Source organism: Streptomyces sp. NPDC006193, assembly GCF_040613915.1.
Classification (GTDB): Bacteria; Actinomycetota; Actinomycetes; order Streptomycetales; family Streptomycetaceae; genus Streptomyces.
The window spans coordinates 38,693-54,417 of sequence record NZ_JBEXTB010000025.1; the positions used below are offsets into that span (position 1 = coordinate 38,693).

The window sequence follows — 15,725 nt, forward strand, 5'->3', positions numbered from 1 at the left end:
ACGGAATTCCCGACAGCACGCAGCGTGCCGGTCACCCACAAGACATCGACTCGTCCACCACCCGAAGGAAAGGTGTCTCCATGACGATCGACGAGCGTTCGCTCATGATCCTGGTAGCAGGCCCCTACCGCTCCGGCACCGGCGACGACCCGGCCAAGCTCGAAGCCAACGTACGCGCCATGACCGACGCTGCACTGAAGCTCTTCCGCGCGGGCCATCTCGGTGTCACCGGCGAGGCACTCGCGCTTCCGCTCCTGGAGGCCGCCGGCAGCACCGGTCCCGGCGACGCGGTCCACGAAGAGATCTTCCACCCCGTCGCCGAGCAGTTGCTGGCGCGGTGTGACGCGGTGCTCCGCGTCGGTGGTCCCTCCGAAGGCGCCGAGCTGATGGTCTCCCGGGCGCGTGCGATGGGCAAGGCCGTCTACACCAGCCTCGACGATGTGCCTCCGGTCCGATGACCGTCGGCGTGGATACGCCCGACCGTCGTGGACGCACCCATCTGGACCGGCAAGGCCGCGATGTGACCGGCAACCCCCGAGTCCGCATTCGCGACGTGGAGGTTCTTTCCTGCGACTGGTACGTCCTTCGCAAGACGACCTTCGACTACCGGCACAGCGACGGGCACTGGAGCCGTGAACAGCGCGAGACGTACGACCGCGGCGACGGAGCCACGATCCTCCTGTACAACCAGGCACGTGGAACGGTGCTGCTGACACGGCAGTTCCGCCTGCCTGCCTATGTGAACGGCCATCCCGACGGGATGCTCATCGAGACGCCGGCCGGACTGCTGGACGGTGACACACCCGAAGAAGCCGTCCGCAGGGAGGCCGCGGAGGAGACAGGCCACACCGTCGGCGTCGCCGAGCGCGTCTTCGCCGTGTTCATGAGCCCGGGCTCAGTCACTGAGCGGCTCCACTTCTTCGCCGCACCCTACGAGGGACCGGCACCGGGACTCCGTCAACAGGGCGTCGCTGAAGAGGGGGAGGACATCACCGTCCTGGAACTCCCCTTCGCGCAGGCTCTGGACATGATGCGCATCGGTGAGATCGCGGACGCCAAGACCATCATGCTTCTGCAATGGGCCGCTCTGAGCGGACCGTTCTCGCTCCCGCTCGGACGAGACCGCTGTGGTAGCGGTTGAGCGGCACCCGCGAACAAGAGGCTTGTTCGCCCGGAGCAGACGGTCGTGATCAGTGGCTCATACGAGCGGTCTGGTCCGCCCAAGCGTGTCCACGAGGTGTACGACGAGCCGTTCGGCCAGGTCGTGACCAAGGGCTGGAACTATCCGCTGAAGACGGATGTCACGGCGAGCACCGTGGGTCGGCGAGTGAAGCTCACGTGCCACGACTCCTTCCCTCACAAGCTCACCACGTGGCGTCCCGGCACCGCCGAGTGACCACCCCGACTGACTGAGGTCGGCTGAGTCTTTCGGCACGGCGCGCCGCAGAGTGCGATCGCGGGCTGGAAACGGCTCAGCCGACGTCCGGTCCGCGGCGGCAGAACCACACTCGGAAAGCGCACTCGGCGGCGGACTTCCAGCAGGCGTGCCCGGGCGCTCTTCTCCGGTGTCCGTCCGATTCCGAACGCGGCGGTCATGTCGGTGGCGGTGGTGCCCCGCTGCTTCGCTGCGGCGACCGCCTCCCGCAGGCCCTGCAAGAAGGTCCTGCCCTCGGCGTCGTCGCCCAGCGCGACGAAGTGCGCACTCCGCTCTGGGCGCCAAGGTGCCGTCGAAGCTGGGGACCTGATGCGGCCGGGCTTGCGCTTGCGGGGCGCAGAAGCCAGCAGGGGGCCGTGCCGGCTGATGATCCGGCCGACACGGCCGCCGGACAGATCCCGAAGAGTACGGCGAGCTGGCGCATGGTCAGGTTGGTGTGGCAGTACATCGCCGTCCTCCAGCTTCAGTGCCCGCGGCCGGCCCCGGCCGGTCCGGGGCGAGAGCCCCGGCCGCCCTCGCGGTGGACGGCCCGCACCAGGCGCTGCCATCCACGCGGGCGAGCCAGGTGAACACCTCTATGAGCCGGTTCCGTGTGCCGGAAGCCGATTCCGTGTGCCGGGAGCCGAGTCGTGGGGCCTGGGGTAGGGTGGCCCTCCGGTCGCGGACGTCGCGGCCCCGACGGCGAGGAGGTGAGTCCCATTACCGCTGTGTCGGCTGGGGTGCTCCCTCCCCGTGACGGCGCGGTGCACCGGAAGCGGTGACCGCGGGGGCGCCTCAGGTCTCGCGCTCCCGAAAGGCCTTCGGCTTCCATGCCCACTCCCGCACCTCTCTCCCCGTCCGCCGTCGTCTCCGCACTGCGCGCCGCCGGGTGCGTCTTCGCCGAGGACGAGGCGGAACTGATCCTCGCCACCGCCCGCACCCCCGGGGACGCCGCCGCCATGGTGGACCGGCGCGTCGCCGGACTGCCGCTGGAGCACGTCCTCGGCTGGGCCGGGTTCCACGGACTGCGCATCGCCGTGGAACCAGGGGTGTTCGTCCCCCGACGCCGTACCGAGTTCCTCGTCGACCAGGCGCTGGCGGCGGCGCCGCACGCGACCGTCGTCGTGGACCTGTGCTGCGGTTCCGGCGCGCTGGGCGCGGCCCTCGCCGCCGCCCTGGACGGCGCCGAGGTGCACGCGGCCGACATCGACCAGGCCGCCGTGCGCTGCGCCCGCCGCAATCTCGCCGCGTTCGGCGGCCGGGCGTACCGGGGCGACCTGTTCGACGCCCTGCCGACCGGTCTGCGCGGCCGCGTGGACGTCCTGACGGCGAACGTCCCCTACGTCCCCACCGCCGAAGTGCCCCTGCTGCCGGCCGAGGCCCGCGACCACGAGCCGCTGGTCGCCCTGGACGGCGGCGCGGACGGCCTCGACGTGCTGCGCCGGGTGGCCGCCGGGGCGCCCCGGTGGCTGGTGCCCGGCGGCTGCCTGCTCACCGAGACCGGTGCGCACCAGGCGCCGGCCGCCGTGCGCATCTGCCGCGACGCCGGTCTGACGACCCGTCTGGCGGTGAGCGAGGAGCGGTACGCGCACGTCGTGATCGGCGTGGCCGAGTGACCGCTACGGCAGTTCCTGCGCCCGTGCGACGAGCAGGGCCACGTCGTCGTGGTTGTCCGGGTGGTGGAGCGTGCGCAGGAGGAGGTCGCAGGTCTCCTCCAGCGGCCGGGCGGGGTCGTCGAGCAGGGTCAGCAGGAAGGCCAGGCGCTCGTCCAGCGAATGGCGGCGGGTCTCCACCAGCCCGTCGGTGTAGAACACCAGCTCGTCGCCGGGCGCCAGGTCGACGGTGACGGTGGAGAAGCCGACCCCGCCCACGCCGAGCGGCACCCCGGTGGGCAGGTCGAGCAGCTCCGGCGGGCGGCCGGGCCGTACCCGGGCCGGGGGCAGATGACCGGCGTTGGCGATCCGGCACTGGCGCAGATGCGGGTCGTGGACGGCGTACACGCAGGTGGCGATGGAGTGGTCGAGGGCCGAGGTCGTCTTGTCCAGGTGCTCCAGCAGCCGGGCCGGGTCCAGGTCCAGCGCGGCCAGCGTGGTGGTCGCGGTGCGCAGCCGGCCCATCGTGGCGGCCGCGCTGATGCCGCTGCCCATCACGTCGCCCACGACGAGCGCGGTCTTGCCGCCCTCCAGCGGGATCACGTCGAACCAGTCGCCGCCGACCTCGCTGGTGGCGCCCGCCGGCTGGTAACGGGAGGCCACCTCCAGGCCGGTCGTGACCGGCGGATGGCTGGGCAGCAGGCTGCGCTGCAGGGTCAGCGCGGTGTTGCGGGCGTTCTGGTACCAGCGTGCGTTGTCGATCTGCACGGCCGCCCGGGCGGCCAGCTCCCGCGCCAGCAGCAAGTCGTCCTCGTCGAACGGCAGCGGGTTGCGGGTGCGCTTGAGGTCGAGCGCGCCCAGCACCTCGCCGCGCGCGATGAGCGGCACCGCGAGGTACGAGTGCAGGCCCGCCCGGGCCAGCAGGCCGGCCGCCTCGGGGGAGCGGGCGATGCGCGGCAGGTCCTCGTCCTTCACGTGCGGCACCAGCACCGCGTCGCCCGTGCGCACGCACTCGGTCACCAGCCGGTCGGAGGCGTACCGGGCGATCCGGCCGGGCGGGTCGGCGGCCCGTACCGCGTCCGAGCCGTCCTCCGGGCGGACCGCGAGGGCCCGGATCACCGCGGACTCCGAGGGGCCGAGCGTGCTGGGCCGGCCCTCCACCACCGCGTCCAGCAGGTCCACGGCGGCCACGTCGGCCAGTTCCGGCACGGCGACGTCGGCCAGCTCGCAGGCGGTGCGCTCCAGTTCGAGCGTGGTGCCGATCCGGGCGGAGGCGTCGGCGACGACCGCGAGCCGGCGCCGGGCCGCCTCCGCCTCCACGGAGGCCCGGTGCTGCTCGGTGATGTCGACCAGCGAGAACGCCACGCCGAGCACGTTGCCCATGGCGTCCTCCAGCCGGTACAGCGAGAGCGACCAGGTGCGGTCCTCCTCGGGGGCCGCGTGCGTTCGGCCCACGAGCAGGTCGTCGACGAGCGGCACGCCCGTCTCCAGCACCCGCCGGGCTGCCGCCTCCAGGGCGTCGGCGTCCACCAGCGGCAGCACCTCGCGCAGGGTGCGGCCCACGTGCCCGGCGGACGTCAGCCCGTCGGTCTTCTCCAGGGCCGGGTTGACCGACACGAACCGCAGCCGGGTGTCCAGGACGCCGTACCCGATCGGTGACTGCTTCACCATCCGCTCCGACAGCGCCACGTCCTGCTCAAGCCGCCGCACGGTCGTCTGGTCGGCGGCGAGCCCGAGGGCGTACACGTCCCCGTGGTCGTCCAGCAGGCGCATGTTGCGGAACTCCACCAGGCGGGTGCCGCCGTCCTTGTGCCGGATCGGGAAGCCGCCGGCCCAGCTCTGCCCGGTGCGCATCACGTCGGCGAAGAGCCTGCCGACCAGGGCGATGTGCTGCTCGTGCACCATCAGCCGGGCGGCGTACTGGCCGAGGGCCTCCTGCGCGCTGTAGCCGAACAGCTCCTCCGCCTGCGGGCTCCACAGGACGATCCGCCCGTCGGCGCCCAGCACCACCGACGCCACGCCGAGCACGTCGAGCAGCCCGCCGGGCCGCAACGGCCCCCGCGCGGGCTCGTCGCCCTCGGCCACCGCAGCCCCGGCTGCACTCATGCCACGCACCGCCTTCGCCCGTCCGCTCGGCATGCCGTCCCCCGTGCCGACTCCTTCTGTTCTACCGCGCTCACACCCGACTCTCCGAGGCCTTCGCCGTCTGTCTCCACCATCTCCCGACACGGCGGCGGACGACCGCCGGAGCCGCCGCGGCGGCGGTGCGCGCGGTGCGGGCCGCCCGCCGGGACCGTACAGCGCGGTCCCGCGGGCCGTGAAGGTTCACGCTCATGTTGCTCCCTTGGCCTGTACATGACCACGCGCCCGCGCCAGACTGTCCGCCGACCGAGTGCCCCACCCCCCTGTCACCGAGGAGTCGGCCATGCCCGCGTCCGCCCGGCGCCGCCGCCACGCAGTTCTCGCCGGACTCGTCTCCCTCGCCACCGCCGCCGTCGTGTCCCTGTCCGCGTCCGCGCCCGCCGCCGCGGCGGACACCTGGACGGAGACCGGTTCCGACCGCGCCGACCCGCTGACCGAGAGCCAGGGCCTGACCTCGATCGAGGTGCCGGCGGGCAGCCCCAACCGCTACACCGGCATCGGCACCGTCCCCGTCGACGTGTCCGCCCGCGGCTGGAACCACGTCGGCGACCCCGACGCCTCCTACGGCGGCTTCTACATCGAGCCCTACCAGCGGGACTCCGGCAACTCGAAGATGTTCCGCGTGCGGACGCCCGGCGGCACCTGGACGGAGTACGTCCACACGCTGAGCCCGGGCGAGGCGCTGAACAACTCCTGGGTCGCAGTCTCGCCCGACGGCCAGTGGATGCTCTCGGGCGAGTGGGGCACGATGAGCCGGCTGCTGGTCTTCCCGACGCCCGGCGTCAACCCGTCCACCTCGCCCTCGGCGAACCTCCCGCAGGCCGCGACCGTCCGGCTCGACCACGCCGTCCGCGACGTCCAGGGCTGCGACTTCTCCGCCCCGACCACCCTGCTGTGCTCCTCCGACGACCCCGAGGGCAGCCTCTTCGGCCTCACCAAGCCACTGCTGCAGATCGACCTGTCGGCCGCTCCGAGCGGCGCCGCGGACGTCGTGGGCCATGTCACCGCACTGCGCCGGCTCCCGCTGCGCAGTTCCTGCTCAGGCGGCTTCGAGGCGGAGGGCATCGACTACGACCGCCGCAGCGGCATCCTGCGGGTGATCGTGGTCTCGCCCGGGTTCTGCGTGCTGACCGACAGCAAGACGTACAGGTTCGCGCGCGGCTGAGGCGTGCGCGGCCGCTCCGGGTCATTCCCCGCGGATGGACGCGGTCCGGCGGGGTACCCCGTTCCCTGGCAGCGGCCACGAAAGGATCGATCAATGGCAGACACGGAGCGGTCGCATCCGGAGACCGTCACGGTGGAGCTCAGCGGTTCCACGGAGGACGCGCGCATCGTCTTCGACGCGCTGAGGTCGTGCTTCGCCTCCGACCGGGGCGCGAACGAGCCGCCTCGGCAGCTCCACGAGAGCCGCCCGATGGTGTGGCACGGCAGTTACGACGTCGCGGACGCCCGCGCGGAGGGCTGCGCGCCGGTCCGCCTCGGCTCACCCGTCCAGGTGGACGTCCAGGGCGGCCCCTGGGCCGTGGACCGGTTCCGCACCACCCTGGACGCGATGTTCACGGTGGAGGAGACCGGCGCGGCCTCCGGCGACCAGGAGCGGGACCTGCACCTGCGCCTGGAGAGTCGCTGAGTCGTCCGGGCCGCGCCCCGGCCGGCCCGTCGCCGGCCGGGGCGTACTGCGCCAGGCCGTGGCCGAAGGACCAGTCGGCGGAGCCGTTCTCGGTCAGGGTCACGAACACGTTGCGCGGCTCGGTGCCGGTGCGCTCGTGCACCAGCTCGGCGATCCGCCGGAACATCGCCCGCTTGCGGTCCGCGCCGCGCCCGGCGCGCAGGGTGATCGCGACGAACACCACCGAGTCGTCCCGGCGCACGCCGGGGTGGTCGCCGTAGCGCAGGCCGCTGCGGACGCCGTCGTGGCCGGTCAGGACCTGGAATCGGTCCCCGGCCGGGATGCCGAGCGTCTCCACGAGGGCGTCCTGGACGGCCTGGCCCAGCGCGTCGAGGCGGGCGGGATCGGTGCCGAGCGCGTCCATGCGGACGAAGGGCATGGGGGCGTCCTCTCGGGCGGCGGATCGGTGCCAAGTGAGTGTACATACTAGTAGGTACAGAGTGGCCGGTGTCACCTCCCTCTTTTGTGCAACTAGTTGCACAAAGCTGGGCGCGTCCTCTACAACAAGAAGCGACGACACCGCGCACGGAGGGCCCGATGAGCCGCTACCCCCACCTGACGACCCCGCTCGATCTGGGCTTCACCACGCTGCCCAACCGGGTGCTCATGGGCTCGATGCACGTCGGCCTGGAGGAGGCCGAGCGCGGCTTCGAGCGGATGGCGGCGTTCTACGCGGCCCGCGCGCGCGGGGGAGTGGGCCTCATCGTCACCGGCGGCATCGCGCCCAACGAGGAGGGGCGCCCCTACGAGGGCGGCGCCAAGCTCACCACCGAGGCGGAGGCCGAGCGGCACCGGGTGGTCACCGAGGCCGTGCACCGCGAGGGCGGCAGGATCGCGATGCAGATCCTGCACTTCGGCCGCTACGCCTACCACCGCGACCTGGTCGCCCCCAGCCCCCTGCAGGCGCCGATCAGCCCCTACGTGCCGCGCGAGATGACCGACGCCGACGTCGAGCGCACCATAGAGGACTACGCCCGCGCCGCCCGCCTCGCCCGGCGGGCCGGCTACGACGGGGTCGAGATCATGGGCTCCGAGGGCTATCTGATCAACGAGTTCACCGCCGCCGGGACCAACCGGCGCACCGACCGCTGGGGCGGCTCCCACGAGAACCGCATGCGGTTCCCCGTCGAGATCGTCGAGCGGGTGCGCGAGGCCGTCGGCGAGGACTTCATCGTCGTCTACCGGCTGTCGATGCTGGACCTGGTGCCGGGCGGCTCCACCCTGCAAGAGGTGATCACGCTCGGCAAGGCGGTCGAGGCCGCCGGAGCGACGATCATCAACACCGGCATCGGCTGGCACGAGGCCCGCATCCCCACCATCGCCACCTCCGTGCCGCGCGGCGCCTACGCCTGGGTCACCAAGAAGCTCATGGGCGAGGTCTCCGTGCCGCTGGTGACCACCAACCGCATCAACACGCCCGAACTGGCCGAGGAACTCCTGGCCGGCGGCTACGCGGACATGGTCTCCCTGGCCCGCCCCCTGCTCGCCGACCCCGACTTCGTCGCCAAGGCCGCCGCCGGCGCCCCGGAGGCCATCAACACCTGCATCGGCTGCAACCAGGCCTGCCTCGACCACACCTTCAGCGGTCGGATCACCTCCTGCCTGGTCAACCCGCGCGCCTGCCACGAGACGGAACTGGTGCTCGCGCCGACCCGGCGCAAGAAGCGCGTCGCCGTCGTCGGCGCCGGCCCGGCCGGGCTGGCCTGCGCGGTCTCCGCCGCCGAACGCGGCCACGCCGTCACCCTGTTCGACGCGGCGAGCGATATCGGCGGACAGCTCGACGTCGCCCGCCGGGTGCCCGGCAAGCAGGAGTTCGACGAGACGCTGCGCTACTTCCGCCACCAGCTCGACGCCCACGGCGTCGAGGTGCGCCTGGACACCTGGGTCACCCCCCAGACCGTGGCCGACTACGACGAGGTCGTCGTCGCCACCGGCGTCACCCCGCGCACCCCGGACATCCCCGGCGTCGACCACCCCAGCGTCCTCGGCTACCTCGACGTGCTGCGCGACGGCGCCCCCGTCGGCGACCGCGTCGCCGTCCTCGGCGCCGGGGGCATCGGCTTCGACGTGGCCGAGTTCCTCACCGACGCCGGCGACAAGGCGAGCGAGGACCCGCGGACGTACTTCCGTCACTGGGGCGTCGACATGGACTACCGGGCGCCCGGCGGGCTCGCCGCCCCCGAGCGGCCCGCGCCGCCCCGACAGGTGCACCTGCTCCAGCGCAAGACCAGCAAGGTCGGCGCCGGGCTCGGCAGGACCACCGGCTGGATCCACCGCACCGAGCTGAAGCACCGGGGCGTGACCATGGTGCCGGGCGTGCGCTACGACCGGATCGACGACGCCGGGCTGCACATCACCGTCGGCGGCGAGAGCACGGTCCTGGAGGTCGACACGGTCGTGCTCTGCACCGGCCAGGAGCCGCGCCGGGAACTGTACGACGAGCTGGTCGCCGCCGGACGCGCCGCGCACCTGATCGGCGGCGCGGACGTCGCGGCCGAACTCGACGCCAAGCGGGCGATCAAGCAGGGCACGGAGCTGGCGGCGGCGCTGTAGGGGCCGCGGCCGCCGTCCCTAGGATGAGCCCATGTCACTCCCGCACGCGATCCTCACCGCCCTGCTGGAAAAGCCGTCGTCGGGGCTGGAGCTGACCCGCCGGTTCGACAGGTCGATCGGCTACTTCTGGTCCGCGACGCACCAGCAGATCTACCGCGAGCTGGGAAGACTGGAGGCCGCGGGCTTCATCCGGGCCCTGCCGGCCGAGCAGCCGGCCCGCGGGCAGCGCAAGAGCTACGAGGTGCTGCCCGCCGGCCGCGCCGAACTGGCCCGCTGGACCGCCGCCGCGCAGGACCCCAAGCCCCAGCGGGACGTGCTGCTGCTGCGGCTGCGCGCGGCGGCCGTGGTCGGCACGGCGGGCCTGGAGGCCGATCTGCGCCGCCATCTGGAACTGCACCGGCGGCAGCTGGCCGAGTACCGGGAGATCGAGGAGCGCGACTTCCCGCCGGGCCGGGACAGCCCGCAGGACCGGCTGCGGCACCTGGTCCTGCGGGCGGGCATCGACCTGGAGACCTTCTGGACGCAGTGGCTCACGCACGCCCTGGCGGAGTTCGCCGAACTGCCCGGGCCGGCCGCGGACTGAAGCGGGCGCCGTGCCGGCGCCTCAGAGGCGGTACGGCTTCGAGCGGCGGCGCAGCACCCAGCCGGTGGCCACGACGCCCGCGCCGACCAGGGCCGCGCCGGCGCCCAGGGTCAGCGGGCCGTAGTCCCGGGCGGCGCCGCCCAGGCCGCCCATCACCCCGCGGGAGGGCGCCGCCGTGGACGTCGCCGAGATCGTCGGCCTCGCGGGCGCGGAGACGATGACCGACTGGCTGCCCGCGGTGGCGCCGCTGGAGCAGAGGACCACCACGGTGTAGGTCCCCGGGCTCACCCCGGACCAGGCCGCCGACTGGCTGACCGAGGTGCCCGACAGGGCCACCTGGCGGCCCTGGGAGAAGGTCGCCTGACGGCTGGTGAGCAGGGCCGCGGTGCCCCAGCTGCCGTTGATCTGGGTGCACGCGCCGGTGACCACCGAGACCGTGGAGCCGCTGGTGCTGACCGAGATGCCCGAGACCGCGGCGGACGGCCCGGCGAGCGCGGCCGGGAGCCCGGCGGCGGCCGCCAGGGTCAGGCCGGAACGGAGCAGGAGTCGTGAGGTGTGCATCGGGCCTCCGGCGGCACGGTCGGCGGTACGTCCCATGCGCCGCCGAGGGTCGGGAAACGGCCGTGCTGCCTCAACCGCAGCCAACGCGGTCCCGGACGCGCCCGCACCCCGACGGCGCCCGGCCGGGTGACGCGCGCCCCGTCCGGCGTACCCGCCGGGCCGGCCCGGACCGTCAGCCGCCGGTGGTCACGGTCCGCTCCGCCGAGTAGCCGCCCCAGGTGCCGTCCGGCAGCCGTGCCCGCAGCCGCACCCGGTGCCTTTCCCCTGCGGCGGCGCCCGCGTAGAAGCTGTGGTGCGCCCGGCCGCGCGGCGCGGCGCCGCCCCACACGAGCGAGGTGGCCGCCGCGCCGTCCAGCTGGATCTGGTACTCGGTGATCACCCCGTCCGCGCGGGGCGGGTCCCAGGCCAGGTCGATGTAGTAGGCGCCGCCGGAGCGGTGGGCGGTCGCGGTGAACCCGGTGGGCGCCGTGTCCCGGCCGTCGTCGCTGCCGGGGGTGGCGAGGCGGACCGGGGCGCCGGCCGGGGAGAGGTTGCCGGCGGCGTCCCGGGCCCGCACCGTGAACACGTAGCACCTGCCCGGCCGCAGGCCGGTGACCACCGCGGCGGTCTGCGTCCCGCCGACGCTGTGGATCTTCGTGCCGCCCTGGTGGATCTCGTACGACACCACGCCCCGGTCGTCGCGGGACGCGCTCCAGGACAGCTGGGCCGCCCGGCTGCCCACCGCCCGCCCCGCGGTGTTCCGCGGCGGGGTCGGCGCCGAACGGTCCGCCGCGGCCACCGCCGGGGTCCGCGCCCTCACCGCCCGGCTCGGCGGGCCCAGCCGGCCCGTGGCGGACCGGGCCCGGACGGTGAAGGCATACACCGTCGACGGCTTGAGCCTGGTGACGTCCACCATGTGCTGCGAGCCAGGCACTTCCGCGACTTTAGTGGGGCCGCGATATACCTCGTAGGTGTCGACCCCCGAGCCGTGCGGGGCCGCGTTCCACATCACGTGCACGCTGGTGGCGCTGCCCGCCGCCGCGGTGATCCCGACCGGCGGACCCGGCGCCCGGCCCTCGTTCCCGTCGGCCCGGCTCCCGCCGCAGGACGCGACCAGCAGCACCGCGCCGCAGGCCAGGACGAAGGGCGGGGGAACGCGTCGCACGGCTCTGCCTCCCCGGGGACGGCGTCGCACTCGTCGAAAGGTCCGGACCAATATGGCCCGGCCGGTGGCGCAGCGGCAAGGGGGTCACCGCGGCGAGCCGCCCCGGCGTGCGTCCGGGGACGTTACGTATGCTGAGCCTCCCACGGCTGAACCGACGCCTCCGCGGTGCGGTTCACGCCGCCGGCGCGGACACGCTGTCGTCGCCGATCCCGCGCCGACGCGGGCGGCCGGGGGTCCGGACCGGCGCCGGCCCGGACCCCCGGCCCCTGTTCCCCGCTCGCCCGGCTTCCCCCGCCGCTCCGTGCCGCCGTCCCCTACGGGGCGTCAGAAGCGTGCTCCATCCGGCCCCTTCGGGGCGGGCGCGTTGGCCGAGCGGCCGGTCCCGCACCACAGTGGCCTCGACATCCCCCGTGTGAGAGGGTCCCTCATCGTGCGTCTCCCGTCGCTGACGCTGGCCGCCGCCGGCGCCGCCCTGATCGCCCCGGCGGCGCTGCCCGCCCCGGCCACCGCCGTGCCGCCCCGAGAACGGCAGGTGGCGCGCAGCGAGGGCGCGGTCGCCGCCGCCGAGCTGCTGGCCCGCACGGACGCGTGCACCCGCGTCTCCAAGGGCCGGTACCGCACCGACGCCGGCAGCGCCCCGGCCGTCCCCGTCTGCGGCACCCGCGACGCCGTCTTCTGGAAGGCCGACCTGGACATCGACTGCGACGGCCGGCCCACCGCCCGCTGCAACCGCCGCACCGATCCGTACTTCGGCGCCGCCACCGCCTTCCAGCAGTACGACGGCCGCCACCTCGACGCCGAGAGGCTGCCCTACATCGTGGTGCCGGCGCCGAGCCGCCGCTGGGACCACCGGGAGCACGGCGTCCGCGGCGGCTCGGTGGCCGCCGTCGTCTACCGGGACCGGGTGCAGTACGCGGTCGTGGGGGACACCGGCCCGAGCGACATCATCGGCGAGGCCTCCTACGCCACGGCCCGCAGACTCGGCATCCCGGCCGACCCGCGCTCCGGCGGAGCGGATGCCGGGGTGACCTACATCGTCTTCCGGGACTCCGGCGCCGGACCCATCGAGGACCACGCGGCGGCGGTGGCCGCGGGGGAGCGGCTGGCCAGACTCTTCGTCGACGAGGACGACTGAGCGGCCCGGCGCCCCTGCGGCGGTCACACCTTGCGGTAGCTGTACGCCTCCGCCGCCGCGGCCTCCACCGCGTCCAGGTCCGCCCCCGCGGCGGCGGTGACCACGGCGGCCACCGCGCCCTCCAGGAACGGCGCGTCCACCAGGCGGGTGCCGTCCGGCAGTTCGTCGCCCTCGGCGAGCAGCGCCTTCACCGTGAGCACCGCACTGCCCAGGTCGGTGAGCACCGCCACCCCGGCCCCCCGGTCCACGGACGCCGCGGCGGCGGAGATCAGCTCGGCGCTGGTGCCGAGCCCGCCGCCCCCGGTGCCGCCCGCCGCCGCCACCGGCACGCCGCTCACGCCGCCCGCCAGTCCCTTCGCCAGCTCGGCGACCGAGGCGGCCACGGCCGCGCTGTGCGACACCAGCACGATCCCGACCAGTTTCTCCTCACTCACCGTCCGCCTCCGCCGTGTCGGCCAGTGCGGCGATCAGCAGCGCCGACGAGACCGCCCCCGGATCCTGGTGGCCGATGCTGCGCTCGCCCAGATAACTCGCCCGGCCCTTGCGGGCCTGCAACGGCGTGGTGGCCAGGGCGCCCTCCTCCGCCGCGGTCCGCGCGGCGGCGAAACCGGACCCGAACGCCTCCACGGCCGGCATCAGGGCGTCGATCATGGTCTTGTCGCCCGGGGCCGCCCCGCCGAGCGCCATCACCCCTTCCACGCCCGCGCGCAGCGCCTCGCCCAGCTGGTCCGCGCCCACCTCCGCGGCATCGCCGAGCGCCTTGCCGGTCCGGCGCAGCAGCGTGCCGTACAGCGGTCCGGACGCGCCGCCCACCGTGGAGATCAGCTGCCGTCCGGCCAGGGTCAGCACGGCGCCCGGAGTCGCGGGCGTCTCCTTCTCCAGGGCGGCCCGCACCGCCCTGAACCCGCGCTGCAGATTGCTGCCGTGGTCGGCGTCCCCGATGGCCGAGTCGAGGGCGGTGAGCCGGCCCGCCTCACGGTCCACGGAGGCGGCGACCGCCGTCATCCAACGGCGGAAGAAGTCGGCGTCGAGCACTGGATCTCCTTGCGTGGTAGGGATGCCGGCCGGTGCGGTGAGCACTTCTTCGCCCTATCACATCCCCCAGCGCAGCGCCGGGGTCTTCACCGGAGCGTCCCACAGCCGCAGCAGTTCCTCGTCGACCTGGCACAGGGTGACCGACGCGCCCGCCATGTCCAGCGAGGTGACGTAGTTGCCGACGAGGGTGCGGGCCACGGTGACCCCGCGCTCGCGAAGCACCCGCTGCACCTCGGCGTTGAAGCCGTACAGCTCCAGCAGCGGGGTCGCGCCCATGCCGTTCACCAGCACCAGGACGGGGCTGCGGGGCGGCATGTCCTCCACGATCGCGTCGACCGCGAAGTCGGCGATCTCACCGGAGGTCATCATCGGCCGCCGTTCCCGGCCCGGCTCGCCGTGGATGCCGATGCCCAACTCCAGTTCGCCCTCAGGAAGATCGAAGGTCGGGCTGCCCTTCGACGGGGTCGTGCAGGCGCTGAGCGCCACCCCGAAGCTGCGGGAGTTCTCGTTGACCCGGCGGCCGACGGCCTCCACCCGCTCCAGCGGCTGCCCCTCGGCGGCGGCGGCTCCCGCGATCTTCTCCACGAACAGCGTCGCGCCGGTGCCGCGCCGGCCGGCCGTGTACAGGCTGTCGGTGACCGCCACGTCGTCGTTGACCAGCACCTTGGCGACCTGGATCCCCTCGTCCTCGGCGAGTTCGGCCGCCATGTCGAAGTTCAGCACGTCGCCGGTGTAGTTCTTCACGATGAACAGCACGCCGGCGCCGCTGTCCACGGCCGCCGCGGCGCGCGCCATCTGGTCCGGCACCGGCGAGGTGAACACCTCTCCGGGGCAGGCGGCGGACAGCATGCCCGGGCCGACGAACCCGCCGTGCAGCGGTTCGTGCCCGGAGCCGCCGCCCGACACGAGCGCGACCTGCCCGGCCACGGGAGCGTCCCGGCGGACGATCACCCGGTTCTCCACGTCCACGGTCAGGTCGGGACACGCGGCCGCCAGACCGCGCAGCGCGTCCGCCACGACGGTCTCCGGCACGTTGATCAGCATCTTCATGCCCATCTCCTAGAAAGCTCGCGGGTGGGTCCGACCGGTGTTTCGCTGTCCGGGCCGGGTGCGGAAGGTCGTCGCCGCCGACGGTGCGGGCGCCCGGCCACGGGTTCCGGCGGAGCTGACGCCGGCGGGACGCCGACGTGGCGGACGGGTCATCGCATCCCCCAGGGCGCCTCGGGGCAGGTGGACGGGGCCTCGCCTCTCAGTATCGGCCTTGTGGCGGCGAAGGTCATGTGCGCCGTGGACGCGGCTTCCCGCCGGATCGCCGGTCACCACGGACGGTGACCGCGGCGGCGCGTCGCCCGACCGGGGGCGCGCGAGTGCCGGTGGGCGCTCGCCCCCCGGGGCGGCGGACCGGCGCCCCGTGCGTCCCCTCGGCCGGTGGGCGCCGCGTCGGCGGCGCCGTCCTGGGAACCCGGGGCCCGCAGGACGGGGGCGCGGAGGAGGTGCCATCGTCGTGGACGACCGGGAGGCGTGGGAGATGCACGACGAGATGCACGACGACGTAGAGCTGTCACCGCGTGAGCGCCGGGCGCTGCTGCGCATCGAGGCGGACCTGCGGCGGGACCGCCGGTTCGCACGCCGTACGGGCCGGCCGCGCCGGGAGAGGCGGCTGCCGCTCGCCGTTTCGCTGCTCGGCATCGCGTCGGCGTTCGTGGCCGTCATGGGCATCCGCACCTCCGACCCCGCGCTGCTGTGGTGCTTCGCGCTGCTGTGGCCGCTGACCCTCTGCCAGGGGTTCCGGCTGCTGTGCCGCATCTCCCGCCCCCTGCCCCGTTCCCGCGGCGGAGTGGCGCCGTGGCTGTGAAGCGCCGGCCGCAGGCGGCGTGAGGGGCCGGGCGCGCACGCC

Annotated in this window: 16 protein-coding genes and 1 pseudogene; 10 read left to right on the top strand and 7 right to left on the bottom strand. The window is 74.1% G+C overall.

The features are described from left to right. Window positions 1-80: 80 nt before the first annotated feature. The 4 genes from ABZ261_RS21740 (at window position 81) to ABZ261_RS21755 (ending at window position 3,030) form a co-directional block, all read left to right on the top strand. Complete coding sequence (locus ABZ261_RS21740) at window positions 81-458, top strand: DUF4406 domain-containing protein (protein ID WP_356861536.1); 378 nt, start codon at window positions 81-83, stop codon at window positions 456-458. Further along, window positions 455-1,141, top strand: coding sequence for an NUDIX domain-containing protein (locus tag ABZ261_RS21745; RefSeq protein WP_356861538.1), 687 nt, complete (start codon window positions 455-457; stop codon window positions 1,139-1,141). Before ABZ261_RS21740 ends, ABZ261_RS21745 begins: the two co-directional genes overlap by 4 nt. Before the next feature lie 45 nt (window positions 1,142-1,186). Continuing rightward, entirely contained in the window at window positions 1,187-1,396 is a 210-nt protein-coding gene (locus ABZ261_RS21750) for a hypothetical protein (RefSeq protein WP_356861540.1), read from the top strand. 848 nt (window positions 1,397-2,244) lie between these two features. Then, window positions 2,245-3,030: a putative protein N(5)-glutamine methyltransferase gene (locus tag ABZ261_RS21755; protein WP_356861542.1), complete on the top strand. Its 786-nt coding sequence runs from the start codon at window positions 2,245-2,247 to the stop codon at window positions 3,028-3,030. Window positions 3,031-3,033: 3 nt separating this feature from the next. On the opposite strand, the gene ABZ261_RS21760 is transcribed toward ABZ261_RS21755, so the two are convergent. Further along, the gene (locus ABZ261_RS21760) at window positions 3,034-5,112 is read right to left on the bottom strand and encodes a SpoIIE family protein phosphatase (RefSeq protein WP_356861544.1); all 2,079 of its coding nucleotides are present in this window, start codon (window positions 5,110-5,112) and stop codon (window positions 3,034-3,036) included. Between the two features lie 319 nt (window positions 5,113-5,431). Between ABZ261_RS21760 and ABZ261_RS21765 the strand changes: the two genes are divergently transcribed. Together ABZ261_RS21765 and ABZ261_RS21770 are read left to right on the top strand one after the other, a co-directional pair. Next, window positions 5,432-6,313 (top strand): hypothetical protein, encoded by an 882-nt coding sequence (locus ABZ261_RS21765; protein ID WP_356861546.1) that lies wholly within the window; start codon window positions 5,432-5,434, stop codon window positions 6,311-6,313. Window positions 6,314-6,406: 93 nt separating this feature from the next. Further along, window positions 6,407-6,778, top strand: a complete 372-nt coding sequence (locus tag ABZ261_RS21770; protein ID WP_356861548.1) for a hypothetical protein — start codon at window positions 6,407-6,409, stop codon at window positions 6,776-6,778. Window positions 6,779-6,809: 31 nt separating this feature from the next. Here the strand turns inward: ABZ261_RS21770 and ABZ261_RS21775 are convergent. Then, window positions 6,810-7,196, bottom strand: a pseudogene (locus ABZ261_RS21775) (tautomerase family protein); the annotation flags it as partial. A gap of 158 nt (window positions 7,197-7,354) precedes the next feature. Between ABZ261_RS21775 and ABZ261_RS21780 the strand changes: the two are divergent. Together ABZ261_RS21780 and ABZ261_RS21785 are read left to right on the top strand one after the other, a co-directional pair. Next, complete coding sequence (locus tag ABZ261_RS21780; RefSeq protein ID WP_356861550.1) at window positions 7,355-9,370, top strand: NADPH-dependent 2,4-dienoyl-CoA reductase; 2,016 nt, start codon at window positions 7,355-7,357, stop codon at window positions 9,368-9,370. A gap of 31 nt (window positions 9,371-9,401) precedes the next feature. Continuing rightward, window positions 9,402-9,953: a PadR family transcriptional regulator gene (locus ABZ261_RS21785; protein ID WP_356861552.1), complete on the top strand. Its 552-nt coding sequence runs from the start codon at window positions 9,402-9,404 to the stop codon at window positions 9,951-9,953. A 21-nt stretch (window positions 9,954-9,974) separates the two neighbouring features. Here the strand turns inward: ABZ261_RS21785 and ABZ261_RS21790 are convergent, their stop codons facing one another. After that, a complete protein-coding gene (locus ABZ261_RS21790) occupies window positions 9,975-10,514 on the bottom strand; it encodes a hypothetical protein (protein ID WP_356861554.1) in 540 nt (179 codons plus the stop codon). A gap of 172 nt (window positions 10,515-10,686) precedes the next feature. Beyond that, window positions 10,687-11,658 carry a fibronectin type III domain-containing protein gene (locus ABZ261_RS21795; protein WP_356861556.1) on the bottom strand — a complete coding sequence of 324 codons (972 nt, stop codon included), beginning with the start codon at window positions 11,656-11,658 and terminating at the stop codon, window positions 10,687-10,689. Between the two features lie 430 nt (window positions 11,659-12,088). On the opposite strand from ABZ261_RS21795, the gene ABZ261_RS21800 reads away from it, so the two are divergent. After that, window positions 12,089-12,793, top strand: a complete 705-nt coding sequence (locus tag ABZ261_RS21800; RefSeq protein ID WP_356861558.1) for a glycoside hydrolase family 75 protein — start codon at window positions 12,089-12,091, stop codon at window positions 12,791-12,793. 23 nt (window positions 12,794-12,816) lie between these two features. Here ABZ261_RS21800 and ABZ261_RS21805 read toward each other — a convergent pair whose 3' ends face one another. From ABZ261_RS21805 to dhaK, 3 genes are read right to left on the bottom strand one after another with little or no spacing between them, the layout of a single operon-like run. Further along, a complete protein-coding gene (locus tag ABZ261_RS21805) occupies window positions 12,817-13,227 on the bottom strand; it encodes a PTS fructose transporter subunit IIA (protein WP_356861560.1) in 411 nt (136 codons plus the stop codon). Continuing rightward, on the bottom strand, window positions 13,220-13,828 hold the full coding sequence (gene dhaL / locus ABZ261_RS21810; RefSeq protein WP_356861562.1) for a dihydroxyacetone kinase subunit DhaL: 609 nt from the start codon (window positions 13,826-13,828) through the stop codon (window positions 13,220-13,222). Before dhaL ends, ABZ261_RS21805 begins: the two co-directional genes overlap by 8 nt. Window positions 13,829-13,885: 57 nt before the next feature. Further along, the gene (dhaK, locus tag ABZ261_RS21815) at window positions 13,886-14,878 is read right to left on the bottom strand and encodes a dihydroxyacetone kinase subunit DhaK (protein ID WP_356861564.1); all 993 of its coding nucleotides are present in this window, start codon (window positions 14,876-14,878) and stop codon (window positions 13,886-13,888) included. A 454-nt stretch (window positions 14,879-15,332) separates the two neighbouring features. On the opposite strand from dhaK, the gene ABZ261_RS21820 reads away from it, so the two are divergent. After that, a complete protein-coding gene (locus ABZ261_RS21820; RefSeq protein ID WP_356861566.1) occupies window positions 15,333-15,683 on the top strand; it encodes a DUF3040 domain-containing protein in 351 nt (116 codons plus the stop codon). Window positions 15,684-15,725 lie beyond the last annotated feature (42 nt).

What these genes read in the sequence shown, in the direction of transcription:
- ABZ261_RS21740 (WP_356861536.1), top strand. Translation starts at nt 81, where the DNA reads ATGACGATCGACGAGCGTTCGCTCATGATCCTGGTAGCAGGCCCCTAC.
- ABZ261_RS21745 (WP_356861538.1), top strand. Translation starts at nt 455, where the DNA reads ATGACCGTCGGCGTGGATACGCCCGACCGTCGTGGACGCACCCATCTG.
- ABZ261_RS21755 (WP_356861542.1), top strand. Translation starts at nt 2,245, where the DNA reads ATGCCCACTCCCGCACCTCTCTCCCCGTCCGCCGTCGTCTCCGCACTG.
- ABZ261_RS21760 (WP_356861544.1), bottom strand. Translation starts at nt 5,112, where the DNA reads ATGAGTGCAGCCGGGGCTGCGGTGGCCGAGGGCGACGAGCCCGCGCGG.
- ABZ261_RS21765 (WP_356861546.1), top strand. Translation starts at nt 5,432, where the DNA reads ATGCCCGCGTCCGCCCGGCGCCGCCGCCACGCAGTTCTCGCCGGACTC.
- ABZ261_RS21770 (WP_356861548.1), top strand. Translation starts at nt 6,407, where the DNA reads ATGGCAGACACGGAGCGGTCGCATCCGGAGACCGTCACGGTGGAGCTC.
- ABZ261_RS21780 (WP_356861550.1), top strand. Translation starts at nt 7,355, where the DNA reads ATGAGCCGCTACCCCCACCTGACGACCCCGCTCGATCTGGGCTTCACC.
- ABZ261_RS21785 (WP_356861552.1), top strand. Translation starts at nt 9,402, where the DNA reads ATGTCACTCCCGCACGCGATCCTCACCGCCCTGCTGGAAAAGCCGTCG.
- ABZ261_RS21790 (WP_356861554.1), bottom strand. Translation starts at nt 10,514, where the DNA reads ATGCACACCTCACGACTCCTGCTCCGTTCCGGCCTGACCCTGGCGGCC.
- dhaK (WP_356861564.1), bottom strand. Translation starts at nt 14,878, where the DNA reads ATGAAGATGCTGATCAACGTGCCGGAGACCGTCGTGGCGGACGCGCTG.